General features: G+C 67.5%; 21 protein-coding genes and 1 pseudogene. 11 read left to right on the top strand and 11 right to left on the bottom strand.

Annotation, left to right across the window (positions count from 1 at the left end; all coding sequences use genetic code 11):
- The first annotated feature begins 30 nt into the window (after positions 1–30).
- Positions 31–792 (top strand): YdcF family protein, encoded by a 762-nt coding sequence (locus tag EC839_RS07630; protein WP_007159652.1) that lies wholly within the window; start codon positions 31–33, stop codon positions 790–792.
- On the opposite strand, the gene lnt is transcribed toward EC839_RS07630, so the two are convergent.
- The 6 genes and pseudogenes from lnt to EC839_RS07600 all read right to left on the bottom strand — a co-directional run bounded on the left by lnt (position 783) and on the right by EC839_RS07600 (position 6,802).
- A complete protein-coding gene (gene lnt, locus EC839_RS07625; protein ID WP_007159651.1) occupies positions 783–2,330 on the bottom strand; it encodes an apolipoprotein N-acyltransferase in 1,548 nt (515 codons plus the stop codon). The genes EC839_RS07630 and lnt overlap by 10 nt on opposite strands.
- A 202-nt stretch (positions 2,331–2,532) precedes the next feature.
- Entirely contained in the window at positions 2,533–3,369 is an 837-nt protein-coding gene (locus tag EC839_RS07620) for an HlyC/CorC family transporter (protein WP_007159650.1), read from the bottom strand.
- Between the two features lie 7 nt (positions 3,370–3,376).
- The gene (ybeY, locus tag EC839_RS07615) at positions 3,377–3,832 is read right to left on the bottom strand and encodes an rRNA maturation RNase YbeY (RefSeq protein WP_007159649.1); all 456 of its coding nucleotides are present in this window, start codon (positions 3,830–3,832) and stop codon (positions 3,377–3,379) included.
- A complete protein-coding gene (locus EC839_RS07610) occupies positions 3,822–4,838 on the bottom strand; it encodes a PhoH family protein (RefSeq protein ID WP_007159648.1) in 1,017 nt (338 codons plus the stop codon). Before EC839_RS07610 ends, ybeY begins: the two co-directional genes overlap by 11 nt.
- A gap of 100 nt (positions 4,839–4,938) precedes the next feature.
- Positions 4,939–6,312, bottom strand: coding sequence for a tRNA (N6-isopentenyl adenosine(37)-C2)-methylthiotransferase MiaB (gene miaB / locus EC839_RS07605; RefSeq protein ID WP_085982633.1), 1,374 nt, complete (start codon positions 6,310–6,312; stop codon positions 4,939–4,941).
- Between the two features lie 86 nt (positions 6,313–6,398).
- Positions 6,399–6,802, bottom strand: a pseudogene (locus EC839_RS07600) (RidA family protein).
- 120 nt (positions 6,803–6,922) lie between these two features.
- On the opposite strand from EC839_RS07600, the gene EC839_RS07595 reads away from it, so the two are divergent.
- Both EC839_RS07595 and EC839_RS07590 read left to right on the top strand, forming a co-directional pair.
- Entirely contained in the window at positions 6,923–7,846 is a 924-nt protein-coding gene (locus tag EC839_RS07595) for a LysR family transcriptional regulator (protein ID WP_007159645.1), read from the top strand.
- Between the two features lie 64 nt (positions 7,847–7,910).
- Positions 7,911–8,246, top strand: coding sequence for a DUF1820 family protein (locus EC839_RS07590; RefSeq protein WP_007159644.1), 336 nt, complete (start codon positions 7,911–7,913; stop codon positions 8,244–8,246).
- A gap of 12 nt (positions 8,247–8,258) precedes the next feature.
- On the opposite strand, the gene EC839_RS07585 is transcribed toward EC839_RS07590, so the two are convergent.
- The 4 genes from EC839_RS07585 to EC839_RS07570 all read right to left on the bottom strand — a co-directional run bounded on the left by EC839_RS07585 (position 8,259) and on the right by EC839_RS07570 (position 11,732).
- Positions 8,259–8,804 (bottom strand): tetratricopeptide repeat protein, encoded by a 546-nt coding sequence (locus tag EC839_RS07585; RefSeq protein WP_007159643.1) that lies wholly within the window; start codon positions 8,802–8,804, stop codon positions 8,259–8,261.
- A gap of 197 nt (positions 8,805–9,001) precedes the next feature.
- A complete protein-coding gene (hemL, locus tag EC839_RS07580) occupies positions 9,002–10,288 on the bottom strand; it encodes a glutamate-1-semialdehyde 2,1-aminomutase (RefSeq protein ID WP_007159642.1) in 1,287 nt (428 codons plus the stop codon).
- Between the two features lie 20 nt (positions 10,289–10,308).
- Positions 10,309–10,938, bottom strand: coding sequence for a thiamine phosphate synthase (thiE, locus tag EC839_RS07575; protein ID WP_007159641.1), 630 nt, complete (start codon positions 10,936–10,938; stop codon positions 10,309–10,311).
- Positions 10,935–11,732, bottom strand: a complete 798-nt coding sequence (locus tag EC839_RS07570) for a hydroxymethylpyrimidine/phosphomethylpyrimidine kinase (protein ID WP_007159640.1) — start codon at positions 11,730–11,732, stop codon at positions 10,935–10,937. Before EC839_RS07570 ends, thiE begins: the two co-directional genes overlap by 4 nt.
- A gap of 179 nt (positions 11,733–11,911) precedes the next feature.
- Between EC839_RS07570 and EC839_RS07565 the strand changes: the two genes are divergently transcribed.
- The 7 genes from EC839_RS07565 to EC839_RS07535 all read left to right on the top strand — a co-directional run bounded on the left by EC839_RS07565 (position 11,912) and on the right by EC839_RS07535 (position 24,330).
- Entirely contained in the window at positions 11,912–13,645 is a 1,734-nt protein-coding gene (locus EC839_RS07565) for an ABC transporter ATP-binding protein (RefSeq protein WP_039975414.1), read from the top strand.
- On the top strand, positions 13,642–15,387 hold the full coding sequence (locus EC839_RS07560) for an ABC transporter ATP-binding protein (RefSeq protein ID WP_007159638.1): 1,746 nt from the start codon (positions 13,642–13,644) through the stop codon (positions 15,385–15,387). The genes EC839_RS07565 and EC839_RS07560 overlap by 4 nt, the downstream gene beginning before the upstream one ends.
- Positions 15,388–15,457: 70 nt before the next feature.
- Positions 15,458–16,930 (top strand): AMP nucleosidase, encoded by a 1,473-nt coding sequence (gene amn / locus EC839_RS07555; RefSeq protein WP_007159637.1) that lies wholly within the window; start codon positions 15,458–15,460, stop codon positions 16,928–16,930.
- Positions 16,931–17,535: 605 nt separating this feature from the next.
- Complete coding sequence (locus tag EC839_RS07550; RefSeq protein WP_007159636.1) at positions 17,536–18,699, top strand: type III PLP-dependent enzyme; 1,164 nt, start codon at positions 17,536–17,538, stop codon at positions 18,697–18,699.
- A gap of 182 nt (positions 18,700–18,881) precedes the next feature.
- Positions 18,882–21,098, top strand: coding sequence for a TonB-dependent siderophore receptor (locus EC839_RS07545; protein WP_007159635.1), 2,217 nt, complete (start codon positions 18,882–18,884; stop codon positions 21,096–21,098).
- Between the two features lie 62 nt (positions 21,099–21,160).
- A complete protein-coding gene (locus tag EC839_RS07540) occupies positions 21,161–21,844 on the top strand; it encodes a Fe2+-dependent dioxygenase (RefSeq protein WP_007159634.1) in 684 nt (227 codons plus the stop codon).
- Entirely contained in the window at positions 21,844–24,330 is a 2,487-nt protein-coding gene (locus tag EC839_RS07535) for a sulfite reductase flavoprotein subunit alpha (RefSeq protein ID WP_039975471.1), read from the top strand. The genes EC839_RS07540 and EC839_RS07535 overlap by 1 nt, the downstream gene beginning before the upstream one ends.
- A 2-nt stretch (positions 24,331–24,332) precedes the next feature.
- Here EC839_RS07535 and EC839_RS07530 read toward each other — a convergent pair whose 3' ends face one another.
- Entirely contained in the window at positions 24,333–24,782 is a 450-nt protein-coding gene (locus EC839_RS07530; RefSeq protein ID WP_237709534.1) for a DMT family transporter, read from the bottom strand.
- Positions 24,783–24,892: 110 nt separating this feature from the next.
- Here EC839_RS07530 and EC839_RS07525 point away from each other — a divergent pair, with 110 nt between their 5' ends.
- Entirely contained in the window at positions 24,893–25,384 is a 492-nt protein-coding gene (locus tag EC839_RS07525; protein WP_007159631.1) for a hypothetical protein, read from the top strand.
- The last annotated feature ends 1 nt before the right edge of the window (position 25,385 follow it).

Raw genomic sequence — 25,385 nt, 5'->3', positions numbered from 1 at the left:
ACCCGGAGGTCGCCCCCGACCGGAGGGACCATGGGTCTGCGCTATTTCTTCAAGCAACTGCTGCTGCCACCGGGCGGCCTGCTGCTGCTCCTGTTGCTGGGCTGGTGGCTGCGTCGTCGCTATCCGCGCCTGGGTCTGGTCTGCTTCCTGGGCGGTTTGCTGGGGCTCTGGGCCAGTACCCTGCCGGTGGTGGTGGAGACCGGCGGGCGCCTGCTGGAACGCGATGCCGCGCTGCCCGAGGCGCGCTGGGCGACGCTGGCGCAGCAGGCCGATGCGATCGTGGTGCTGGGTGCCGGTCGCGAGGTGGACGATCCGGGCTGGGCGGGCGATGCCGCCAGTCACCTGGCGGTGGAACGGCTGCGCTATGCCGCGCGACTGGCCAAGGCCAGTGGCCTGCCGGTGCTGATCACCGGTGGCTCGCCCCATGACCGCCCGCTGAGCGAGGCGGCGCTGATGACCGAGGTGATGGAACGCGATCTGGGGGTGCCGGTGCGCTGGCAGGAAGGGGCCAGCCGCACCACTTGGGAAAACGCCACCTTGAGTGCGCCGCTGCTGCGCGAGGCCGGGGTGAAGCGGGTGGTGCTGGTGACCCAGGCCTATCACATGGCCCGTTCGCGCTGGTGTTTCGAACGGCAGGGCTTCGCGGTGGTGGCCGCGCCCATGGGCTTCATCGGCGTCGCCAATGCACGGCCCTTCGGTGGCTGGCTACCGGAAGCCAAGGCGGTCGAGCAGACCGCCCAGTTGCTCAACGAGGCCGCTGGGCTGCTGCTCTATCCGCTCGCCTATCGCTGAGTCACCACCAGCGGCGCTTCTTCAGGACGATCCTGCCGACGCAGCAGCAGGCCCCACAGCAGCACCAGGGCGGAAAAGATCGCCAGCGGCCAGAGGCGGTAGTGCAGATAGGGCGTCAGGCCGTCCATGGGCACCACGGTGCCCTGCAGCACGCCGACCTCGAAGGCCGGGATCTGCCGGCTGATGCGACCGAAGGGATCGACCAGGGCGGTGATGCCGTCGTTGGTGACCCGTACCAGCCAGCGCCCGCTTTCCAGGGCGCGCATCTGTGCCATCTGCAGGTGCTGTTGCGGACCGATGGACTTGCCGAACCAGGTGTCGTTGCTGATGGTGAGCAGCAGCTGACTCTGGGCCGCCATGCTGGCGACGAATTCCGGATAGACCACCTCGTAGCAGATGTAGGGCGCCACGCGATAGCCCTTCACCAGCAGCGGTTCCTGCTGCTCGGGGCCGCGGACGAAGTCGGACATGGGCAGATCGAAGAAGCCAATCAGGCCGCGCAGGTAGTCCTGCAGCGGCACGTATTCACCGAAGGGCACCAGCTTCTGCTTGTAGTAGGTGCCCGAGCCGTTGCCGACCGCGGTGATGCTGTTGAAGTAACGCGAATCGCCGTCGGCGTCGCGTTCCCGCGCCGGCAGGCCGGTCACCAGGGCGCCGCCATGGGCCGCCACCTGGGCGCCTTCGGCGGCGAGGAAGTCACTGACGTATTCGCGCAGCACGGGAATGGCGTTTTCCGGCCAGACCACCAGGTCGGCATCGGTCTGCTCGGCGGTGCGGTCGCGATAGAGCGCCAGGGTGGCGCGGGCATGGTCGGGATTCCACTTGAGTTCCTGGGCGATGTTGCCCTGGACCCCGGCGACCTTGAGCGGCGCGCCGGCGGGTTGCGTCCAGACCTGGCCCTTGAAGACGTCGCCGGCCACCCAGGGCAGGGCCACCAGCACCAGGCCCGCGACCAGGGCGAGCGGCCGCATGATCAGGCGCGGGGCGTTGACCAGCAGCGCCGCGGTAAAGGCCAGCGCGGCGGAGATCAGCCAGACGCCACCCAGGGGCGCCAGGCCCTGCAGGGGGCCGTTGAGCTGGCTGTAGCCGAGCAGCAGCCAGGGAAAGCCGGTCAGTGCCCAGCTGCGGAACAGTTCCAGGGCGAACCAGAGGCCGGCAAAGGTGAGGGCGTCGCCCAGCGGTGCCTGGTTGCGTCTCAGGCACAGCGCCCAGAGCGCGGCGGGCAGGGCGAAGAACAGGGCGATGCCGGCGCAGAAGCCCACGGTGAGAAAGAGCGCCAGGGGTACCGGCGCGGCACCGTAGGTGTGGATGCTGACGTAGATCCAGCTGGTGCCGGCGAGAAAGGCGCCGAAGCCGTAGCACCAGCCGCGTAGCAGGGCGCGCCAGGCACCGAGGCCCTTGAGGCCCAGGTAGAACAGGCCGGCGGACAGCAGCGCCAGCGGCCAGATGTTGAAGGGGGCCAGCGCCAGGGGCGTGAGGGCACCGGCGAAGAGCGCCAGAAGGTTGCCCTTCCAGCCGGGTTGAGAGATCCAGCGCATCGAAAATCCTTGGTCCGATCGAGGCTGCGCAAGCTTACTCGTCAGCGCGGAGGAGTGCCAAAGGCGCGTGAGGAGAGTGAGCGGGGTGGCAGAGGGGAGGAGGGGCTATCGCGGCCATGGGCCGCTCCTACAGGGGGTGATGCTCTTGTAGGAGCGGCCGCATCGGCGGACCGCCATGGCCGCGATTGGGCAACAGGTGCGGCTAGCGATTGACCGGGGTCACGCGCAGCAGGTGGATGCGGCGGCCGTCGGCGTTGAGCACGCGGAAGCGGAAGTCGTCGATCACCGTTTCCTCGTTGCGCTTGGGCAGGTGACCCAGGCGATTCATCACCAGGCCACCGGCGGTGTCGGCCTCGGCATCGGCGAAACGGGTTTCCAGGGTTTCGTTGAGGGTCTCGATGGGGGTGAGCGCCTTGACCACGAAGTCGCCATTGGGCAGCGACTTGATGAAGCTCTCTTCCTCCACGTCGTGCTCGTCCTCGATCTCGCCGACGATCTGCTCGAGCACGTCCTCGATGGTCACCAGGCCGGCGACGCCGCCGTATTCGTCCACCACGATGGCCATGTGGCTGTGGGTCGAACGGAATTCCCGCAGCAGCACGTTGAGCCGCTTGGACTCGGGCACGAAGGTGGCCGGGCGCAACACCGCCTTGAGGTCGAAGGTGCGTTCGTGGTCGAGCAGCAGCGGCAGCAGGTCCTTGGCCAGCAGCAGGCCGAGGACGTCGTCGGGGCCGTCGCCGATCACCGGATAGCGGGAGTGGGCGGCCTCGATCACCGCCGGCAGGAATTCCGCCGGGGTCTGGTGGGCGCGGATGCTGATGATCTGCGAGCGCGGCACCATGATGTCGCGTACCTGCAGGTCGGCCACCGAGATGGCGCCCTCGACGATGGACAGGGCTTCGCTGTCGAGCACCTTGTTCTCATGCGCCTCGCGCAGCAGTTCCAGCAGCTCCTGGCGACTCTTGGGTTCATGGGCAAAGGCCTGGACGATGCGTTCCAGCCAGGAACGATGCCCAGTGCCTGATCGATCTTCGTTCATGTGTGTGTCATTCACCGTAGGGATCGGGGTAGCCCAGTTCAGCGAGCAATTGGCGTTCCAGTTCTTCCATCTCCTCGGCTTCGTCATCTTCCAGATGATCGTAGCCGAGCAGGTGCAGGCAGCCATGGATGACCAGATGCGCCCAGTGCGCCTTGGCGGGCTTGCCTTGCTCGGCGGTCTCGCGCGCCACCACGGGGGCGCAGATCACCAGATCGCCGAGCAGGGGGATATCGAGGAATTCGTCCGGCACGTCGGCCGGAAAGGACAGCACGTTGGTGGCGTAGTCCTTGTGCCGCCAGGTGCGGTTGAGCTCGCGGCCTTCGTCTTCGTCCACCAGGCGGATGGTGAGTTCCGAATCGCCCTGGCGGGCGCGTAGGGCCAGTTCACACCAGCGGCGTAAGTCCGGCTCCTCGGGGAGGTCGGCCGCCTCGCTGGCGACCTGGACGTCCAGTTCAATCGCCATGGCGATCCTCTCCGTGAGCGCGCGGTTTGTCCTGCAGCGCCTCGAAGCGGTCGTAGGCCTCGACGATGCGCTGCACCAGCGGGTGGCGCACCACGTCCTTGGACTCGAAGTGGGTGAAGCCGATGCCGGGCACGTCGCGCAGGACCTCGATGACGTGTCTGAGACCCGACTTGGTGCCGCGCGGCAGGTCTACCTGGGTGACGTCACCGGTGATCACCGCGGTGGAGCCGAAACCGATCCGGGTCAGGAACATCTTCATCTGCTCGAGGGTGGTGTTCTGACTTTCGTCGAGAATGATGAAGCTATTGTTGAGGGTGCGGCCACGCATGTAGGCCAGCGGCGCGACCTCGATGACCTGGCGCTCGATGAGCTTGGCCACCTGCTCGAAGCCGAGCATCTCGTATAGGGCGTCGTACAGCGGGCGCAGATAGGGGTCGATCTTCTGCGCCAGGTCGCCGGGCAGGAAGCCGAGCTTCTCGCCGGCTTCCACCGCCGGGCGCACCAGCAGGATGCGGCGGATCTGCTCGCGCTCCAGGGCGTCCACGGCGCAGGCCACGGCCAGATAGGTCTTGCCGGTACCGGCCGGGCCTATGCCGAAGTTGATGTCGTGATCGAGGATCGACTTGACGTAGCGCTGCTGGTTGGCGCCGCGCGGGCGGATCATGCCCTTCTTAGTGCGCAGGGCCACGCTGGTGTCGCCGCCGCCGCGGTGCTCCTGCTGCAGGGCTTCCAGACCGGATTCCTGCAGATAGAGGTGCACCAGTTCCGGGGCCACCGCGGTGCCGCTGGCGGTCTCGCGGTAGAGGCGCTGCAGGAGGTTCTGGGCCGCGCGGGTGCGCTCGGGATCGCCGACCAGTTCGAACTGGTTGCCGCGATTGCGGATCTCGATGCCGAGACGGCCTTCGATCTGGCGCAGATTTTCATCGAGCTGGCCGCACAGGTTGGCGAAACGGTCGGCATCGAAGGGTTCGAGGGTGAAATGCTGGAGCGTCTGGGGGCTATTCAAGGTGTGCTGGGAAACCCTTTGGATTGGCTTTACGAAAACTTGACGTAGCTTGAGAGTAACCTGCGTCGCGCCCTTGGCAAAGGGCGCGTGCGACCATCCATCAGGCCAGCGCGACGGCGACGGGCGGGCGCGCACCGCTGGCGACGGGGGCCAGCAGGGTACCGCGCAGGGAGTGCGGCAGGGCCTCGTCGATGTGCACCTGGACGAACTGGCCGATCAGGCTGGCATCGCTGCAGCGGAAGTTGACGATGCGATTGTTCTCGGTGCGGCCCTGCAGCATGCCGGGATCGCGCTTGGAGAAGTCGCTCACCAGGATGGTCTGGACGCTGCCAGCCATGCGCCGGCTGATCTCGAAGCCCTGCTGGTGGATGCGCGTCTGCAGGATCTGCAGGCGCTGCTTCTTGATCTCGTCGGAGGTGTCGTCGACCAGGTCCGCCGCCGGGGTGCCGGGGCGGGCGCTGTAGATGAAGGAGAAGGAGAAGTCGAAACCGACGTCCTCGATCAGCTTCATGGTCTGCTCGAAGTCCTTCTCGGTCTCGCCGGGGAAGCCGACGATGAAGTCCGAGCTGATGCAGATGTCGGGCACCGCCGCCTTGAGTTTGCGGATGCGCGACTTGTATTCCAGCGCCGTGTGGTTGCGCTTCATGGCCGCCAGGATGCGATCGGAACCGGCCTGCACCGGCAGGTGGACGAATTTCACCAGTTCCGGGATCTCGGCGTGGGCCTGGATCAGGGCGTCGGAGAATTCCAGCGGGTGCGAGGTGGTGTAGCGGATGCGGTCGATGCCGTCCACCGCCGCCACCACATAGAGCAGCTCGGCGAAGTCGGCGATGCGGCCGTCGCCGGTGGCGCCGCGATAGCCGTTGACGTTCTGGCCCAGCAGGGTCACCTCGCGCACGCCGTGTTCGGCGAGGTGGATGATCTCGGCGAGCACGTCGTCCAGCGGCCGGCTGACCTCTTCACCGCGGGTATAGGGGACCACGCAGAAGGTGCAGTACTTGCTGCAGCCTTCCATGATGGAGACGAAGGCGCTGGGGCCGTCGATGCGCGGCTCGGGCAGGCGGTCGAACTTCTCGATCTCGGGGAAGGAGATGTCCACCTGGGGCGCCCGGGTGGTGCGCGCGGCGTCGATCATCTCCGGCAGGCGATGCAGCGTCTGGGGACCGAAGACCACGTCGACATAGGGCGCGCGATCACGGATGGCGGCGCCTTCCTGGCTGGCCACGCAACCGCCGACGCCGATCACCAGGTCGGGATTCTCCAGCTTGAGTTCGCGCCAGCGACCGAGCTGGGAAAACACCTTTTCCTGCGCCTTCTCGCGGATCGAGCAGGTGTTGAGCAGGATGACATCGGCCTCGGCCGGATTTTGGGTGACTTCCAGCGGCTCCCGTTCGCCGAGCAGGTCGACCATGCGCGACGAATCGTATTCGTTCATCTGGCAGCCATGGGTTTCGATATAGAGCTTCTTGGACATGCGCGGCAGGGAGTCGGTGGCGAGTGGACCGCGCATTATAATGATGGCCTTCCGGACGGGGAAGAGCCGCCCGGAAGGCGGTCGTGCTAGCCCTCGCCAGTGCCCTCCGGCAACCGCGCGATGACCTTGATCTCGAAGCGAAAGCCGGCCAGCCGGTGGCGCCGACCGCGGTCACCGTGGGGTAGGGCGCCGTGCCCCAGTGCTCCAGCAGCACCGGCCAGATGCGTTCGAAGCTGGCTTCGGCATCGACCATGAACAGGGTGACGTCCACCACGTCGGCGAAGGAGGCGCCGGCCGCGGCGAGGACGGCGTCGAGATTGGCGAAGGCCAGGCGGACCTGATCTTCCAGCTCCGGCTCGGGCGAGCCATCGGCGCGGCTACCGACCTGCCCGGCGACGAAGAGAAAGCCGTGGGAACGGATGGCCGGCGAATAGCGGTGCTGTTCGTAGAGGGCGTGGCGCTGGGCGGGAAAGACGACGTCGCGGGTCATGGTGGGGCTCCGGGTGGGGATGGATGGGGCCACCTTAGGCGTCGTCTGCCAGGGGATAAACCCGGCCCGGCGGTCAGCATTGTTTGTACAATCCAAACAATCCCCTGGTAAGGAATCGGCATGGATCTGTTCGCCGCGATGCAGACCTTCGTGCGGGTGGTGGAAGCCGGCAGCTTCACCCGCGCTGCCGAGACCCTCGGCAGCAGCCGCACCCGCGTCACCCAGCAGGTGCAGCAGCTGGAAGCGCACCTGCAGGTGCGCCTGCTCAATCGCACCACCCGGCAGGTGCAGGTCACCGCCGACGGCGCCGCCTACTACGAACGCTGCCTGGGCGTGCTGGCGGCGGTGGACGATGCCGAGACGGGGCTTTCGGTGGCCACCCGCACGCCCCGTGGCCGCCTGCGGGTGGACGTGCCCAGTCCGCTGGCGCGGCTGATCCTGATCCCGGCCCTGCCGGACTTCTTCCAGCGCTATCCGGACATCCAGCTCGAACTGGGCGTCAGCGATCGCCAGGTGGATCTGATCGGCGACAACGTCGATTGCGTGATCCGCGGCGGGCGCGTCCGCGAGCAGTATCTGGTGGCTCGACCGCTCGGGACGCTGCAACTGGGGTGCTATGCCGCGCCGGCCTATCTCGCCGCCCAGGGTGTGCCGCTTCATCCCGCCGAGCTGGGCGAGGCGCCGCACCGGGTGGTGCGGTTTCTCTGGGGGACGGGCAAGGGCTTTCCCTATGCCCTGCGGCGCGGGGACGAGCGCCTGGAGTTGCAGAGCCGGCACCGTCTGGAGGTGGACGACGGCAATGCCTGCCTGGCCGCGGGGCAGGCCGGGCTCGGCGTGGTCTGCCTGCCGCACTATCTGGCGGCGGAGTCTGTCGCCCGCGGCGAACTGGTCAGGCTGTTCGCGGACTGGCGGGTGGCCCCCATGCCGCTGTATCTGGCCTTCGCGCCCAACCGTTACGTCAGCGCCAAGTTGCGGGTCTTCATCGACTGGGTGACGGCCCTGGTGGCCGAGCGGGCCTGGCTGGAAACCCCGGGCGAGCCCTGACGGCAGCCGGGGCCGACATGCTATGCTCGCCGCCCCTTTTTTCTCGGCGAACCCCGCGTCCACCATGAGCTCATCCCCCAGCAAGCCGGCCATCTACAAGGTCATCTTCGTCAACCAGGGTCAGGTCTTCGAGATCTACGCCAAGCAGATCTTCCAGAGCGATCTCTGGGGCTTCCTGGAGATCGAGGAGCTGGTGTTCGGCGAACGCACCCAGGTGGTGGTGGATCCGAGCGAGGAAAAGCTCAAGGCGCAATTCGAAGGCGTGGTGCGCAGCTTCGTGCCCATGCACTCGATCATCCGCATCGACGAGGTGGAGCGCCTGGGCCAGCCCAAGATCAGCGAAGCCAAGGGCGGCACCAATGTCATGCCGTTTCCCATGCCAATGCCCGACAAGCCCTGACCGGGCTCGCGGTCAGTTCTGCGGCGACTGGAAGGGATTGAGGTTGCCCGCGGTCTGCATGTCCTGCAGATAGTCGCGGAAGATCTGCCCCAGCACCTGGGTGGCCATCTCCAGCTCGTCCCGGCGCATCTGGGCGCTGACCAGGTCGGCGGTGTCCATGGCTTCGTCGTTGCCATTGATGGCGGCCATCTTCAGCACGATGTAGGCCTGGATGTTGTTGGGCGGTACGCCCTCGCCACGAAAGAACATGTTGCCGAGGCGATTCTGCGCATCGGCATTGCCCTTGAGCGAGGCCTGCTCGAACCACTGACGCGCCTGGTTCAGGTCCTTGGGCGTCTGCTTGCCTTCGTAGTAGAAGTCACCGAGTTCGTACTGCGCCTGGGAATCGCCGTCGTGGGCGATCTGCTGGCAGCGGGCGATCGCCTGCGCCAGGGCTTCGTTGGCCAGATTCAGGTTGCAACGGCTGGTGCTGGGGACGAGCAGCGAATTGCCTCCGGCCAGGGCGACCAGGGGCATCAGGATTAGGGCTGCGCACAGGGTACGACCAGCGCGGTGCATGAAGCGCCTCCACAAGCGAGGCAGGTTCGGAGAACCCGGTCGGCGAAACGCGCCGACATCTCATTATGGGTCAAGCCGACGCACGCTTTCAAAACCTTTACGCGCAACGGCGGAACTTTTTTACCTGTGACGCCGGCCACTCAACTAGGTGTGAGGTCGGCGTGGCAGAGAGGTTCCGCAAGCGAGACGAATGACACCTAGTCCTTGAAGGTGGCGAAGGCGCGCTCGGCGGCGTCAAGGGTGATGCGCAATTCCTCGTCGCCATGGGCGATGGAGGTGAAGCCGGCTTCGAAGGCGCTGGGTGCCAGGTAGACGCCACCGTCCAGCATCAGGTGGAAGAAGCGCTTGAATCTCTCGCTGTCGCTGGCCATGACATCGCTGAAGGTGACGATGTCTTCGGCGCCACTGAAGTAGAGACCGAACATGCCGCCCGCCTGGGTGGTGACGAAGGGCACGCCGGCGGCATCGGCGCGATCCTGCAGGCCCTGCAGCATGCGCGTGGTGTAGTCGGTCAGCTCGGCATGGAAGCCGGGGCGGCGGATCAGCTGCAGGGTGGTGAGGCCGGCGGCCATGGCCAGCGGATTGCCCGACAGGGTGCCGGCCTGGTAGACCGGGCCGAGCGGGGCGATCTTTTCCATGATCTCGCGCTTGCCACCAAAGCAGCCCACCGGCATGCCGCCGCCGACGATCTTGCCGAAGGTGGTGAGGTCGGGGCGGATGCCGTAGTGCGCCTGGGCGCCACCCAGGGCGACGCGGAAGCCGGTCATGACCTCGTCGAAGATCAGCACCACGCCATACTGGTCGCAGAGGCGGCGCAGTCCTTCTAGGAAGCCCGGTGCCGGCGGCACGCAATTCATGTTGCCGGCCACCGGCTCGACGATGATGCAGGCGATCTGGTCGCCGACCTTGGCCAGGGTTTCTGCCACTTCGCCCAGGTCGTTGTAGGCCAGGGTCAGGGTGTGCTGGGCGAAGGCCGCCGGCACGCCAGGCGAGCTGGGCACGCCCAGGGTCAGGGCGCCGGAGCCGGCCTTGACCAGCAGGCTGTCGGAGTGGCCGTGGTAGCAGCCCTCGAACTTGATGATGGTGTCGCGCCCGGTGTAGCCACGCGCCAGGCGGATGGCGCTCATGGTGGCCTCGGTGCCGGAGCTGACCATGCGCACCATTTCCATGGACGGCACGAGCTCGCAGATGAGGTCGGCCATGGTGGTTTCCAGGGCGGTCGGGGCGCCATAGGAGAGGCCGTGTTCCAGCTGGCGGCGAACGGCGTCGAGCACGTCCGGATGGCTGTGGCCGAGGATCATCGGACCCCAGGAGCCGACGTAGTCGACATAGCGCTTGTCATCCTCGTCGACGATGTAGGCGCCCTGGGCGTGCTTGAAGAACAGCGGCGTGCCGCCGACGCTCTTGAAGGCACGGACCGGCGAGTTGACGCCACCGGGAATGTGGCGCTGGGCCTGGTCGAAGAGTTGCGCGGAGCGGGACATAGGGGTCTCCTTGAATGGGATCAGGCCGCGAACAGCTGGGCGAAGGCGCGCGCACGGCGCTCCACCTCGCCCGCGCTGGCGGCGGAAAACAGGCTGTGGACGACGGCGAGCAGATCGACGCCGTGGTCGAGCAGAAGCGGGGCGTTGTTCAGGGTGACACCGCCGATGGCGCAGACCGGCAAGGCGAAGCGGCGGCGGGCCTGGTCGAGCAATTCCAGGGGCGCCGGCGGGGCATCCGGCTTGGTACTGGAGGCGAAGAAGCGGCCGAAGGCCAGGTAGCTGACGCCGGCCTGGGCCGCGGCCTCGGCCAGTTCCAGGCTGGCGTGGCAGGTGCCGCCAAGTAGCGCGTCCGCCCCCAGTTCGGCGCGGGCCGCGGCCAGGGAACCGTCTTCCTGGCCCAGGTGCAGGCCCACGCCCAGTCGGCGGGCCAGGGCGAGGTCGTCGTTGATGATCAGCTGGGCACCGTGCTGGCGGCAGAGCTCGGCCAGGGCGGCGGCTTCGTCCTGGCGGCGACTGGCGTCCCCGGACTTGTCGCGGTACTGCACCAGCCGGGTGCCGCCTTGCAGGGCGGCCTCCACATAAGGCAGCAGGCGACCCTCGGCCAGCAGGGCGCTGTCGGTGATGGCATAGAGGCCGCGCAAGGGGCTCATGAGCAGAAGTCCAGCGGCAGGCGGCGCGGCACGTACTGGCCGCGACCGGGGCGCTCGGCGTCCCTCAGGGTGCGCCAGGTGTAGTCCAGAGCGCTGCGCACCGCGCTGGGCAGGGCTTCGCCGAGGGCCAGGCGCCCGGCCAGGGTACTGGCCAGGGTGCAGCCGGAGCCGTGGTAGCTGCCGGGCAGGCGCTGGCAGACGTGGGTCTCGCAGCCACCGGCACGGTCATAGAGGCGGTTGTGCACCTCGTGTTCCTCGCCATGGCCGCCGGTGATCAGCAGGTGGGCGCAGAAGGGCAGCAGGCGCTCGGCGCATTGTTCCGGGGTGCCCTCGGGCAACTCGGCGAGGATGCGCGCCTCGGGGAGATTGGGGGTGGCGATGGTGGCGCGTGGCAGCAGCCGTTCGCGGATGGCATAGCCGACCTCGTCCTTGCCCAGGGCGCCGCCGCCACCGGCGCGCAGCACCGGATCGCAGACCAGGGGTACGCCGGGCAGGGATTCCATGATTTCCAGCACCGTCTCGACCATCTCCACCGAACCGAGCATGCCCAGCTTGACCGCCGCCACCGGCAGGTCGGCGATGATCGCCCGGGCCTGGGCCAGCACCCACTCGCGATCCAGCACCCGGAAGTCGCGCACGTCGACGGTGTCCTGCACGGTCAGGGCAGTGACCGCCGGGGCGGCATGGCAACCCTGGGCGAGCAGGGCTTCGATGTCGGCCTGCAGGCCGGCACCGCCACTCGGATCGTGGCCGGACAGGCAGAGGACGACGGGACGTTGGGGTTCGAGGGTCATGGACGTCAGCCTAGCAAAGGAAAAAGGGGCGCAGCGGCCGGGCGCCGCAGGGAGTGGCACCCTACAACGACCTCGCGCCCCGCGCCACCCGTTGACATGGGACCCGGATCGGGACGAAGGAACTCCGCTGCCGGTTGGGTAGCCGATATACTGCACCTTTGCTCGGGTAAGGCGGTTCTATGGCGTTGTGGCGGTTGTTGCGTGATTTCTTCCTGCGCCAACGGCGTGCCTACGGGACTGCCATCCTCTGCCTGCTGGGCGTCGGCCTGCTCAACCTGACCCTGCCCTGGTGGATCGGCAAGGCCATCGACGCCCTGCGCGCCGGCGAGCTGGATCAGACCGGGCTGCTCTGGCGCGTCGCCCTGATCGTGGCGGTCGGCTGCGGCCTCTATGTACTCCGCTATCAGTGGCGGGTGCGGCTATTCGGCACCTCCTACCAGGTCGGGGTGGAATTGCGCGACGCCTTCTTCGCCAAGCTGGCGCGGCTGGATCCCGGTTTCTTCCAGTCCAGTCGCACCGGTGATCTGCTGGCCCGCGCCACCCAGGACATCGACGCCGTGGAGACCGCCGCCGGCGAAGGGGTGCTGGCCAGTTTCGACGGCATGCTGACCCTGCTGCTGGTGCTGCTGGCCATGTTCATCGGCATCGACGCGCCCCTGGCCGCCCTGGCGCTGTTGCCCTTTCCCTTCATGGCCTGGGGCTTCTATCGCGTGGCGCGGCGGGTGCAGCAGCGCTTCGGCCTGGCGCTGGCCGGCTTTTCCGCCCTCAACGACCGCACCCAGGAAGCCCTGAGCGGCCTGCGCATGCTGCGCCAGCACGCCCTGATCGAAGCCGAGCTGGACGACTTCGACGCCCGCGCCCGCAGCGTGGCCAAGGCCGACTACCAGGTGCAGCGCACCGAGGCCCGCTACGAGCCGATCATCTTCGTCGCCCTGAGTCTCGCCACCCTGCTGACCCTGGTCATGGGCAGCTGGCGCTATCTCGACGGCCATATCACCCTCGGCCAGCTGACCAGCTTCAGCCTCTATCTGGTGCAGCTGATCTGGCCGATGTTCGCCATCGGCTGGTGCTTCAACCTCTTGCAGCGCGGCGAAGCCGGGGCGCGTCGGCTGGAAGAGGTGTTCGCCGTCACCGAGCGCATCCGTGACGAGGGCACCCAGACGCCGCCGGACCAGGCCGATCTGTCGGTCTACATCCCGGCCTTCACCTATCCCCAGGCGCGTCAGCCAGCCCTGCAGGACGTGGTCATCGACCTGCCTGCCGGCGATACCCTGGGCATCGTCGGCGCCACCGGCAGCGGCAAGAGCACCCTGCTGCGCCTGCTCTTGCGCCAGTTTCCGCTGGAGCAGGGCTGCATCCGCCTGGGCGGGGTGCCGCTGGAGGAATATCGACTGGCCGACCTGCGCGCCCAGTTCGCCTATGTGCCCCAGGATCCCTTCCTGTTCGCTCGTACCCTGGGCGAGAACGTCGCCCTCAGTCGCCCCGACGCCACCGCCGGGGAGATCCGCGAAGCCCTGGACGCCGCCGCCTTCGGCACCGACCTGGCGGCCCTGCCGCAAGGCCTGGACACCCCGGTGGGCGAGCGCGGCCTGACCCTCTCCGGCGGCCAGCGCCAGCGGGTGGCCCTGGCGCGAGCGCTGCTCTCGCCGGCGCCCATCCTGCTGCTGGACGACACCCTCTCGGCAGTGGATACCGCCACCGAAGCCCGCTTGCTGAAGACGCTGGCCGGGCTGCAGGGGCGCACCACCCTGATCGTCAGCCACCGGCTCTCCGCCGTGCAGCAGGCCGACGAGATCATCGTGCTCGACCAGGGCAGCCTGGTGGAGCGGGGCCGGCACGCCGAATTGCTCGCCGCCGGTGGGCTCTATGCCCGACTCTGGACGCTGCAGCAGGCGGAAGAGGCCAGCCAATGACCAAGACGCGCGTGCTCTCGCTACTGCTCAAGCCGGTACTGGCCAATCCGCGCAAGCTGGCCGGCACCCTGGCGATCCTGGTCATGGCGACCCTGTTCGATGTCCTGGGGCCCTGGCTGACCAAGCACTACCTGGACAACTACCTGGTGCCCCACGACCTGCGGCTCTGGCCGCTGGTGGGCCTGGTGGCAGCCTATGTGGTCTCCCAGGGTCTGGCCGCCTACGGTCGCTACCTGCAATCGCTGAGATTCGCCGAGATCGCCATGGACGTGGTGCTCCTGCAGCGGCGCCGGCTGTTCCGCCACGTGCTGAGCCTGCCGCAGAGCTTCCACGACCGCACCGCCACCGGCGAACTGGTGGCGCGGGTCACCAACGACACCGATGCCCTGCGTGAACTCTATGTGGCCTTTCTCGGCAACATGGTCGGCAACATCGTGCTGCTGATCGGCATCCTGGTGGCCATGGCCCTGCTCGACGTGCGCCTGATGGCCATCGCCGTGCTGCTGATCCCAGCGGCCATACTGATCGTCTGGGCCTATCAGCGATACAGCGGGGCGGCGGCCATGGAGGTCAGGATGTTGCGCGCCGAGCAGAGCGCCCGGCTGGGCGAGGCCATCGGCGGCATGGGCCTGTTGCAGGCCTTCAACCAGACCGAGCGCTTTCGCCAGGATTTCCAGCGCCTCAACCAGGCCCAGTACGGCGCCCGCATGCGCACCATCCGCGTCTCCGGACTCCTGCTGCGTTCGGCCCTGGATCTGGTCAGCGTGGCGGTGCTGGCGGTTCTGCTGCTGGTCTACGGGATGGGCCATCTGCAGGGCGGCGCCGAGATTGGCGTGCTCTATGCCTTCGTCACCTACCTGGGGCGGGTGACCGAGCCGCTGATGGACATCACCCAGAGATTCAACCTGTTCCAGCAGGCCACGGTGGCCGGTACCCGGTTGCTGCACCTGCTGGAAGAGAAGCCGGCGCTGAGCGGCGAAGACGACCGACCCATCGCGAACGCGCACTTTCACCTCGACGCCGTGCGCTTCCGCCATGCCGGCGCCGGGCACGACACCCTGCACGGCATCGACCTGGACATCCCTCCGGGCACCTTTCTCGGCATCGTCGGGCCCACCGGCAGCGGCAAGTCGACCCTGCTCGACCTGCTCGCCGGGCTGCAACCGGTCACCGGCGGCCACCTTTGCCTGGACGGCCGCGAACTGGGCAGCCTGACCCCGGAGGTGCTGGGCGCGGCCCTGGCCAGCGTGCCCCAAGAGCCCTTCATCCGCTCCAGCAGCCTGAGGGACAACCTCTTGCTCGGCAGCCGGGTGCCGGACGCGCGACTGCGCGAAGCCCTGGCCGCCGCCCACCTGGATGACCTGGTGGCGCGTCTGCCGGAGGGCCTGGATACGCTACTGGGCGAGCGTGGCTTCACCCTGTCCACCGGCGAGCGGCAGCTGCTGGCGCTGGCGCGGGCGCTCTTGCGCGAACCCAAGGTGCTCTTGCTCGACGAGGCCACCGCCAGCATCGACAGCGCCACCGAGGCACGGCTGCAGGGGGCGCTGGACGAGTTGCGCGGCCAGGTCACCCTGATCGTGGTGGCGCACCGACTCTCCACCATCCGCCATGCCGATCGCATCCTGGTGCTGCGCGATGGGCGCAAGGTGGAGGAGGGCAGTCACGAGGCCTTGCTACAGCGACCCGACGGCCACTATCGGCGCCTGTGGGAGCAGCACGCCCAGGGGGAAAAGACGCTTTAGCGGGGGAAGCCGTTGTCATGCAGGGGTGTTAGGGTGTCAGCTATAGCAGTGCCCCAACAAGGAAACTTGCATGACCTCCGTACCCGAGGATTTCACCGTCGTTGCCACCGCCAGCGAGGCGGTGGACCGTCTCGCGGCGCTGCATCAGGAGGCCACCCAGGCCCTGGATGCCGCCCTCAAGCGCTATCTCAAGGATCGCGTCGAGCCCAGCGTGGCCGAACGCGAGTTGTTCCGCTATCCCGAGATCCGCATCCGCTATCGCGCTCCCGGCGTGCCGCCGGCCACCACCCGCGCCTACGCCAAGATCCAGCTGCCCGGCACCTATGTGGCCACCGTGACCCATCCGGCGGCCTTCCGCGGCTATCTGCTGGAACAGCTCGAACCCCTGATGCGCGACTATGACGTCCAGGTCGAGATCGGTCGCAGTCGCCAGGACATCCCCTATCCCTATGTGGTGGAGCAGGGCGACGAACTGGCCGGCAGTGGCGTGACCGCGGCCGAGTTGGCGCGGGTCTTTCCCAGCACCGATCTCTCCGCCGCCCACGACGACATCGCCGACGGCCACTACGACTGGGAGCGCATCGATCCGCTGCCGCTGGCGCTGTTCGATGCCGCCCGCACCGATTTCTCGCTGAGGCGCATCGTCCACTACACCGGCAGCGACTGGCGCCACGTGCAGCCCTGGATCCTGCTGACCAACTACCATCGCTACGTCGACCAGTTCATCCAGCACGGCCTGGAACAACTGCGCAACGATCCGCGCTTCGAGCGCCTGGTGCTGCCGGGCAACGTCATCATCGAACGCGACATGGACCCCACCGAGGCCCAGGCGGTCATCGCCGCCATCGCCTGGCACCGCTTCCAGATGCCGGCCTACCACCTGATCGCCGGCGACGGCCATGGCGTCACCCTGGTCAACATCGGCGTCGGCCCGTCCAACGCCAAGAACATCACCGACCACCTGGCGGTGCTGCGTCCGCACTGCTGGCTGATGATCGGCCACTGTGGCGGCCTGCGGCAGTCGCAGACCATCGGCGACTACGTGCTGGCCCACGCCTACATGAGACGCGACGGCATCCTCGACCGCGTGGTGCCGCCGCACATCCCCATCCCGGCCCTGGCCGAGGTGCAGGTGGCGCTGCAGGAAGCCGCCGCCAGCGTCACCGGCGAACGCGGCGAGGCGCTCAAGCGCCGCCTGCGCACCGGCACCGTGCTGACCTACGACGACCGCAACTGGGAGTTGCGCTGGGCCCAGGAACGCCCGCTGATCAACCTGGCGCGCGCCGTGGCGGTGGACATGGAAAGCGGCACCATCGCCGCCCAGGGCTATCGCCTGCGGGTGCCCTACGGCACCCTGCTGTGCGTGTCCGACAAGCCGCTGCACAGCGAGATCAAGCTGCCGGGCTCGGCCAACGCCTTCTATGCCCGCGCGGTGAGCCAGCACCTGGCGATCGGCATCGCCGCCCTGGACCAGTTGCGCACCCAGCTCGACTCCCTGCACTCGCGCAAGCTGCGCAGCTTCGACGAGCCGCCGTTCCGGTAAGGCGTTGGGGTTGGGCCTGTTGGGCTTCGCTGCGCTCAACCCAACCTACGGACGGCGATGAGCCCCAGTTCGATTGGTCCAGAGTCGCGCGTGTGGCCCCCTCTCCCCCTGGGAGAGGGTTGGGGTGAGGGCACACGTCGGCACCGAAAGTCTCAGTGGAAAAGGCTGCGCCGTTTTCCACGCTACGGTGCCATGGCCGCGATCGCCTAGCGCCACCGTCAAAGCCCAATGGCTGCGCAATCCGACCGCTTGATCCCCCGCGCGGAAACCTCCTGTCATCGCCCCCCAGGAACATCTCGGCGCTCGCTCCGGTCGGTTGCAGGAGGGGGGTGAGTCCGCAGGCGTCACCGTTCGGTAAAGATCATGGATTTAACATTGATCTCTGAGGCGTCTGGCCCTAAAGTTCGCGCCCGAACGTCCATGCTGGAAACGATCCATCCGGCTCAAGTACCGACGACGAGACAGCGAGGTCAACGCCAGTACGCGTTGACCTTTTTGCTTTCGGCGATGTGCCTTGGGAAGTAGGCGAACCAAAGTGGGGAAACGGATTAGGCGTTCAGAACACCCCCTCCTTCAATTTGTTCTGCCCATCGGGAGTCCGACGCATGTCCATCAAGGTCGAAGATTACTATTCTCGCGAAACCTTCCAGAAGATGAAGGCCTTCGCCGACCAGCAGGAAACCCCCTTCGTCGTCATCGACACCGCCACCATCGGCCGGGCCTATGACGATCTCGTTGGCAACTTCCCGTTCGCCAAGATCTATTACGCGGTCAAGGCCAACCCGGCCATCGAGATCACCGAGTTGCTGCGCGACAAGGGCTCGAACTTCGACATCGCCTCCATCTACGAGCTGGACAAGGTGCTGTCCACCGGGGTCGAGCCGGAGCGCATCAGCTACGGCAACACCATCAAGAAGTCCAAGGACATCCGCTACTTCTACGAGAAGGGCGTGCGCATGTTCGCCACCGACTCCGAGGCCGACCTGCGCAACATCGCCAAGGCCGCCCCGGGCTCGCGCATCTATGTGCGGATCCTCACCGAAGGCTCCAACTCGGCAGACTGGCCGCTGTCGCGCAAGTTCGGCTGCCAGCCCGACATGGCCCTGGATCTGCTGATCCTGGCCCGCCAACTGGGTCTGGAGCCCTATGGCATCTCCTTCCACGTCGGCAGCCAGCAGCGCGACATCGACGTCTGGGACGCTGCCATCGCCAAGGTCAAGGTGATCTTCGAGCGCCTCAAGGAAGAAGACGGCATCACCCTGAAGATGATCAACATGGGCGGCGGCTTCCCGGCCAACTACATCCAGCGCACCAACAGCCTGGAGACCTATGCCGAGGAGATCATCCGCTTCCTCAAGGAAGACTTCGGCGACGAACTGCCGGAAATCATCCTGGAGCCGGGCCGTTCGCTGATTTCCAACGCCGGCATCCTGGTCAGCGAAGTGGTGCTGGTGGCACGCAAGTCGCGCACCGCCGTCGAGCGCTGGGTCTACACCGACGTGGGCAAGTTCTCCGGCCTGATCGAAACCATGGATGAATCCATCAAGTTCCCGATCTGGACCGAGAAGAAGGGCGAGATGGAAGAAGTCGTCATCGCCGGGCCGACCTGCGACAGCGCCGACATCATGTACGAGCACTACAAGTATGGCCTGCCGCTGAACCTGGCCAGCGGTGACCGCCTGTACTGGCTGTCCACCGGTGCCTATACCACCAGCTACAGCGCGGTGGAATTCAACGGCTTCCCGCCCTTGAAGGCCTTCTACCTCTAAGGCCTTCCCGCGGTAGTCGAGCCCGCGCCCTGCAAGGGACGCGGGCTTTTTCATGCCTGGCGAAAAGCGGTTTGTCAGTCTATTTACCAGGATTGTTAAGAATAGTTTACATTCGCTATGGATTTGATAATCGTTTGCAAATAGAATCGCGCCGCATTCACATAAGGAGGCGGCCCGCCATCATGTCCAAGGAAATGTCCTCGCTGTCCCAGCGCCGTTTGCTGGTTTCCACCTTCAGTGTCGCCGTCGCTTCGCTGTCCCTCGGGGCGCAGGCCCAGGACGCCAAGGAGCCGGTGACCCGCTTGGAAAGTCTGACCATCGAAGGTCAGGCGCAGCAGGAAGGCTTCAAGGCCGAACAGTCCGCCTCGCGCAAGTACACCGCGCCCCTGCTGGACACCCCCCAGACCGTCACCGTGGTACCGGCGCAGGTCATCCAGGACCAGCAGGCCCTGAGTCTGAGATCGGTGCTGTCCAACGTATCCGGCATCACCTTCAACGCCGGCGAGGGCGGTGGTGGCTCCGGCGACAGCATCAACATCCGCGGCTTCAGCGCCAACTCGAACATCCAGATCGATGGCCTGCGCGACAGCACCCAGACCAACCGTACCGACACCTTCAACCTGGAGTCGGTCGAGGTCATCAAGGGCCCCAACTCGGTGTTCGGCGGCGCCGGCACCACCGGTGGCTCCATCAACCTGATCAGCAAGAAGCCCCAGAACCGCCAGTTCACCCGCATCGGCGCGGGCCTGGGCACCGACAGCTATCGCCGCCTGACCCTGGACACCAACCAGCCGCTGCAGGGCGTGGGTACCGACAGTGCCTTCCGCCTGAACCTGATGGCCCACGAGAACGACGTGCCCGGCCGCGATCAGATCGACCGCGAGCGCTGGGGCATCGCGCCGTCGCTGGCCCTGGGCCTGTCGGACGACACCCGGCTGACCCTGAGCTACTTCCACCAGACCGACAACAACCAGCCCGATTACGGCGTGCCAGCGCTCAACGGCAAGCGCCTGGGCGGGGTGGATCGCGATGCCTATTTCGGCTTCAAGAACATCGACAAGGAAGACATCGACAACAATGTCTTCACCGTGGAGCTGGAGCATCGCTTCAACGACAACCTGAGTCTGCAGAACCTGACCCGCTACAGCCGCATCGAGCGCGACGTGGTGATCTCGGCGTCCCACGTCAATTTGGGTGGCGTGGCCGCGGGTCGCTATCGCCCGGCCGGTCCCCAGGGCTATGGCCGCGACGTGACCTCGGAGATGTGGATCAACCAGACCAACCTCACCGGCAATGTCGAAACCTTCGGCCTGGGCCATTCCTTCGTGCTGGGCGCCGAGTTCTCCCGCGAGGACTACGACCGCGACACCTACAGCTATGGCCTGGCCTTCCCGGCCGCCGGCTATTCCCTGGCCGCGCCGCCGGAGCGCTATGACGGCGCGACCGACAAGCAGACCTCGGCCATCGCCAACAACGTGCTGACCGACAAGGCGCTCTATGCCTTCGACACCATCGCCCTCAACGACTTCTGGGATCTGAACCTGGGCCTGCGCTACGACTGGTTCGACGGCGACAGCGACACCACCCCGGTGGCCAACGGGGTGCGTGGCGCCAAGACCAAGCTGAGTTCCGATGATGCCAAGCTGAGCGGGCGCGCCGGCCTGGTGTTCAAGCCGGCTCCGAACGGCCGGGTTTACGTGGCCTATGGCACCTCCTTCAATCCCTCGGCGGAAAGCCTGACCTCCACCGGCGCCGGGCTGAGCGCGGCCAACCAGGATCTGGGTCCGGAAAAGAACAAGACCTGGGAGCTGGGCACCAAGTGGGAATTCCTCGACAAGCGCCTGGAGCTGGACGGCGCCCTGTTCCGCGTCGAGAAGAGCAATGCCCGGGAGACCCTGGCCGACGGCAGCACTGCCCTGGCCGGCAAGCAGCGCGTGCAGGGCATCGAGCTGGGCGCCACCGGGCGGATCACCCCGCAGTGGAACGTCTACGCCAACTTCACCTTCCTCGACAGCGAGACGCTCAAGGCCGCCGACACCCTGGACGGTCGCAATCGCGAAGGCCAGGCGCTGGCTAACACCCCGCCGCGTTCGCTCAATCTCTGGACCACCTACGAATTGCCGGCCGGCTGGCGGGTGGGCTATGGCGCGCGCTACGTCAGCGAGCGCAACGTGACCTCCAGCAACGACGGCGCCAAGCTCGACGACTACTGGCTGCACAACGCCATGGTCGGCTATCGCGTCAATCGCAACGTCGACCTGCAGCTCAACGTCAACAACGTCTTCGACAAGGACTATGTGGAGCGGGTGCGCTCGCAACTGGGCGTGAGTACCCGGTCGTCGGCCATCGAATACGGTGATGCCCGTTCCGCCATCCTGACCGCGACCTACAGCTTCTGAGGTCGCCTGCAGCAACCGGAGCCCTGCCTGCGCAGGGCTTTCGGCGTTAGAGGGGAATCACCATGATGATCAGCGTTCCGGGCGTGCTGACGCCCGAGCAGGTAAGGGATTGCCGGGAGCGGCTGGAGTCGGCCGCCTGGGCCGATGGCCGGCACACCGCCGGTTTCCAGTCGGCCATGGCCAAGGACAATCTGCAGCTACCGGCGGACGAGCCGGCGGCGCGCGCGGTGGGCGAGCTGATCCAGCAGGCGCTGGCGCGGCATCCGCTGTTCGTCGCCGCGGCGCTGCCGGCACGGGTGTTTCCGCCGCTGTTCAATCGCTACCAGGGCGGCCAGTCCTTTGGCCTGCACGTGGACAATGCCCTGCGGCCGCTGCCGGATGGCAGCGGCTACCTGCGCACCGATCTGTCGGCCACGCTGTTCTTCTCCGAGCCGGACGAATACGACGGCGGCGAGCTGGTGGTGGAAGACACCTATGGCGCCCACAGCGTCAAGCTGGCGGCGGGCGATCTGATCCTCTATCCGGCCAGCAGCCTGCACCGGGTGCTACCTGTCACCTGCGGCACCCGGCTGTGTTCCTTCTTCTGGATCCAGAGCCTGGTGCGCGATGCCGGTCAGCGCGGCCAGCTGTTTGAACTGGACCAGGGTATCCAGCGGGCGGCGGCCGAGCTGGGGCAGGGCCACGAGGCCTGCCTGCAGCTGACCGGCGTCTATCACAACCTCCTGCGGCTGTGGGCCCAGCCCTGATCCGCGGGGGGCTGTTCCAGCTGCACAGCCTGCTCGGGCTGGCGGCGGGCCTGGTGCTGCTGGTGCTGGGGGTGACGGGGGCGCTCTACAGCTTTCAGCTGGAATTGCTGGAGCTGCTCAATCCGCCGCCCACCGCCGCGACGCCGGACCGGCGTCCCCTGACGCTGCCGGAGGTGCGGCAGCGTCTGCTCGCTCCGGGGCAGGAATTGGGCTTCGTCTCCAGCATGGCGGGGGAGGGCTATGGCCTGCTCGGCCTGGCGCCGGCGAACGGCCAGGGCCGTGGCGAGGTGCTGCTGTTCGATCGCTACACCGGCGAGGTGCTGGAGGCGCCGCGCGGCCAGGGATTCTTTCGCCTGGTCCTGGACCTGCACCGCTCCTTGGCCCTGGGACCGATAGGCAAGGCCCTGACCGGGGCCGCCACCCTGATCCTGCTGGTACTCTGCCTGTCTGGCCTCTATCTGCGCTGGCCACGCCAGGCAAGGCGCTGGCGTACCTGGCTAACCCTCGACTGGGCGCGTCGGGGGCGCAGTTTCCACTGGGACCTGCACGCCGTGGTCGGCACCTGGTGCCTGCTGCTCTATCTGCTGGCGGCGCTGACCGGTCTCTATTGGTCCTATGACTGGTATCGCCAGGCCAGCGAGCGATTGCTGGGGGCGGCGCCAGAGCCGCGGATCAGCGGCGTGGTGGCGCGCCAGGACGTGGACCTGGATGCGCTCTGGCAGAGCTTTCGGCAGGAAACCGGCGGACAGGTCGAGGGCTATGGCCTGCTACTGCCCAATCCGGCGCGCAAGGTCAGCCAGCCGACCCTCTGGTACCTGCCCGACGAGGCCGAGCATGTCCGTGCCCTCAATCGCATCGTCTTCGATGGCGCGGGACGGGTGCTCGATCACCGCCGCTATGGCGAACAGCCGCTCGGCGCTCGGCTGCTGCTCAGCGTCTATGCGCTGCATTCGGGCGAGTATTTCGGGCTGGCGGGACGGGTGGCCCTGGCGCTCGCCAGCCTGGCCATGCCGCTGTTCATGGTGACCGGCCTCTGGCTCTATCTGGATCGCCGCCGCAAGCGCCGCCAGGCGCGCCAGGCCCGGCGCGGCCTGCTGCCGGCCACGCCGGGCGTCGCCGACTGGCTGATCGGCTATGCCAGCCAGAGCGGCCAGGGCGAGGCGCTGGCCTGGCAGGCCGCCGGCCAGTTGCAGGCGGCGGGACTCAGCGCCGAGGTGATCGCGCTCGGACGGCTCTCGGTCGAGCGCCTGCAGCAGGCCTCCCAGGCGCTGTTCGTCGTCGCCACCCACGGCGACGGCGAGGCACCGGACGGCGCGCGCGGCTTCGAGCGGCGCCTGCTGACCCAGGCGGCGCTGCCGAATCTGAACTTTGGGATGCTGGCCTTGGGCGACCGCCGCTATCCCGCCTATTGCGCCTTTGCCCGGCGGCTGGATGCCTGGCTCGCCGGGCAGGGCGCCCGGTCGGTGTTCGCTCCGGTGGAGGTGGACAATGGCGACGCTCGGGCGCTCGCGGTCTGGCAGGGTCGACTCCAGGCCCTGGGCGCCGTGGCCGTCGAGCCAGCGGTCGAGCGGCCGCTGCAGGCCTGGCCGCTGGTAGCGGTGCAGCCGCTCAATGTCGGCAGCCCCGGGGGAGCGGTCTTCGAGCTGCAGCTGTTACCGCCGCCCGGGAGCAGTTGGGCACCGGGCGATATCCTCGAGATCGCCCCCCGCCAGGGCGCCGAACGCGTGGCGGCCTGGCTGTCGCCCCTGGGGCTGGCCGCTGACAGCGTGGTGGCGGGCAACGGCATCAACCAGACCCTCGCCACGGCCCTGGACACCCGTCTGTTGCCGAAAGACCAAACCGCGCTGGCGGGCCTGGACGCCCAGGCGCTGCTGGAGGCCTTGGCACCACTCGCCGTGCGCCAGTACTCCATCGCCTCGCTGCCCGGCGAAGGCGCGCTGCGGCTGCTGGTGCGCCAGCAGCGCAAGGCGGACGGTCGCCTGGGCATCGCCTCCGGCTGGCTGACCACAGGGCTAAGACCGGGCAATCAGGTGCAGGCGCGACTCCGCGCCCATCCGGGCTTCAGACCGCCGCTGGATGAGCGCCCTCTCATCCTGATCGCCGCCGGTACCGGTCTGGCCGGGGTGCGCCCGCTGCTGGCTGCCCGTATCGCCGCCGGGTATCGGCGCAACTGGCTGCTGTTCGGCGAACGCACGGCGGCCCACGACGATTTCTATGGGGCGGAGCTGAATCGCTGGCAGGCGCGGGGTGAACTGGAACGGCTGGACCGGGTGTTCTCGCGGGACGGCGACGGCTATGTGCAGGAGCGCCTGCGGGCGCAGCGGGAACTGCTGCTGGACTGGCTGGCGGCCGATGCCGTGATCATGGTCTGCGGCAGCCTGCCGGGCCTGGGGCGTAGCGTCCAGGCCACCCTGGAGGCGCTGCTCGGCGAGGCCGAGGTCCAGCGGCTGATCGACGAGGAGCGCTACCGTCGCGATCTCTACTAGACCTAGGCCCGGGCGATGCACCAGACGCCGGCACCGATCAGCACCACACCGGCCAGCTTGCCCAGAGTGACCGGGTCCTGCCGAAAGCCGGCCCAGCCGAAGTGATCCAGACTCAGCGACATGGCCAGCTGCCCGGCGATCACCAGCGCCATGAACAGGGTGGCGCCGATGCGCGGACCGGCGAAGGCGGCCATGGCGATAAAGAACATGCCCAGCAGGCCACCGCACCAATGCCACCAGTGCAGTTCGCGCAGCGCACCCAGGGTGGGGACGCCACGCTGCCAGAGGGTCAGCCCCAGCAGGGCGATGAGACCGACCATGAAGGAAATGGACGCCGCGGCGAAGACGCTGCCGAGGTGCCGGGCCAGTTGACCGTTGATGCCGGCCTGCAGCGGCAGGCAGGCACCGGCGATGAAGGGCAGGACGAGCAACCACCAGACGGGCATCGACAGGACTCCAGGAAAAAAGGGGGCGCGCAGTATGCCCCAGGGGACGGGCGAAGCGGTCGAACCGGCGACCTCCGGTCGGGCTCCAAGCTCTATCGAATTCCGGAGCAACCGCGATGCCGCCGCGCTTGGAGAAAAGCCTGCCGATCCGCGAGGAGCTGGGCCTGCAACGCTGGATCTGGCGCTGCGAGCGGCTAGGCTGGGTGTTGCTGGGCCTGTTCGTCGCCCTGGCCCTGGCCGGCCTGTTCGCGAGTGGCGGACTCTGGGCCACGGCGACTCGGGTCAGCGATGATGGCCAGCTCCGGGTCGAGTACGAGCGCTTCCAGCGCCGCGGCGCCCCGGCGACCCTGATCCTGGAACTGGCGCCCGGCCTCACCCGCGTCGGCCTCGACGAACGCCTGGTGGCCGACTGGACGGTGGAAGCCCTCTATCCGCAGCCGCTGCGCATGACCAGCAGCGATGGGGTGCTCTGGCTCGATCTGGTGCCGGGTAAGGGACCGAGTCGCCTGCACCTCGCCTTGCGTCCGGACCGCCTGGGCACCGTCGACTGGCGGATCCTGAGATCCGGCCAGCCACCGCTGGAACTCTCCGCCTTCGTCTATCCCTAGG

It is taken from the genome of Pseudomonas sp. JUb52 (assembly GCF_004341115.1).
Classification (GTDB): Bacteria; Pseudomonadota; Gammaproteobacteria; order Pseudomonadales; family Pseudomonadaceae; genus Chryseomonas; species Chryseomonas oryzihabitans.
This window is presented reverse-complemented; position numbering and strand designations above follow the sequence as displayed.

What these genes read in the sequence shown, in the direction of transcription:
- EC839_RS07545 (WP_007159635.1), top strand. Translation starts at nt 18,882, where the DNA reads ATGTCCAAGGAAATGTCCTCGCTGTCCCAGCGCCGTTTGCTGGTTTCC.
- ybeY (WP_007159649.1), bottom strand. Translation starts at nt 3,832, where the DNA reads ATGGCGATTGAACTGGACGTCCAGGTCGCCAGCGAGGCGGCCGACCTC.
- amn (WP_007159637.1), top strand. Translation starts at nt 15,458, where the DNA reads ATGACCTCCGTACCCGAGGATTTCACCGTCGTTGCCACCGCCAGCGAG.
- EC839_RS07585 (WP_007159643.1), bottom strand. Translation starts at nt 8,804, where the DNA reads ATGCACCGCGCTGGTCGTACCCTGTGCGCAGCCCTAATCCTGATGCCC.
- EC839_RS07525 (WP_007159631.1), top strand. Translation starts at nt 24,893, where the DNA reads ATGCCGCCGCGCTTGGAGAAAAGCCTGCCGATCCGCGAGGAGCTGGGC.
- EC839_RS07565 (WP_039975414.1), top strand. Translation starts at nt 11,912, where the DNA reads ATGGCGTTGTGGCGGTTGTTGCGTGATTTCTTCCTGCGCCAACGGCGT.
- lnt (WP_007159651.1), bottom strand. Translation starts at nt 2,330, where the DNA reads ATGCGCTGGATCTCTCAACCCGGCTGGAAGGGCAACCTTCTGGCGCTC.
- EC839_RS07620 (WP_007159650.1), bottom strand. Translation starts at nt 3,369, where the DNA reads ATGAACGAAGATCGATCAGGCACTGGGCATCGTTCCTGGCTGGAACGC.
- EC839_RS07630 (WP_007159652.1), top strand. Translation starts at nt 31, where the DNA reads ATGGGTCTGCGCTATTTCTTCAAGCAACTGCTGCTGCCACCGGGCGGC.
- miaB (WP_085982633.1), bottom strand. Translation starts at nt 6,312, where the DNA reads ATGTCCAAGAAGCTCTATATCGAAACCCATGGCTGCCAGATGAACGAA.
- EC839_RS07595 (WP_007159645.1), top strand. Translation starts at nt 6,923, where the DNA reads ATGGATCTGTTCGCCGCGATGCAGACCTTCGTGCGGGTGGTGGAAGCC.
- EC839_RS07540 (WP_007159634.1), top strand. Translation starts at nt 21,161, where the DNA reads ATGATGATCAGCGTTCCGGGCGTGCTGACGCCCGAGCAGGTAAGGGAT.
- EC839_RS07560 (WP_007159638.1), top strand. Translation starts at nt 13,642, where the DNA reads ATGACCAAGACGCGCGTGCTCTCGCTACTGCTCAAGCCGGTACTGGCC.
- hemL (WP_007159642.1), bottom strand. Translation starts at nt 10,288, where the DNA reads ATGTCCCGCTCCGCGCAACTCTTCGACCAGGCCCAGCGCCACATTCCC.
- EC839_RS07550 (WP_007159636.1), top strand. Translation starts at nt 17,536, where the DNA reads ATGTCCATCAAGGTCGAAGATTACTATTCTCGCGAAACCTTCCAGAAG.
- thiE (WP_007159641.1), bottom strand. Translation starts at nt 10,938, where the DNA reads ATGAGCCCCTTGCGCGGCCTCTATGCCATCACCGACAGCGCCCTGCTG.
- EC839_RS07570 (WP_007159640.1), bottom strand. Translation starts at nt 11,732, where the DNA reads ATGACCCTCGAACCCCAACGTCCCGTCGTCCTCTGCCTGTCCGGCCAC.
- EC839_RS07590 (WP_007159644.1), top strand. Translation starts at nt 7,911, where the DNA reads ATGAGCTCATCCCCCAGCAAGCCGGCCATCTACAAGGTCATCTTCGTC.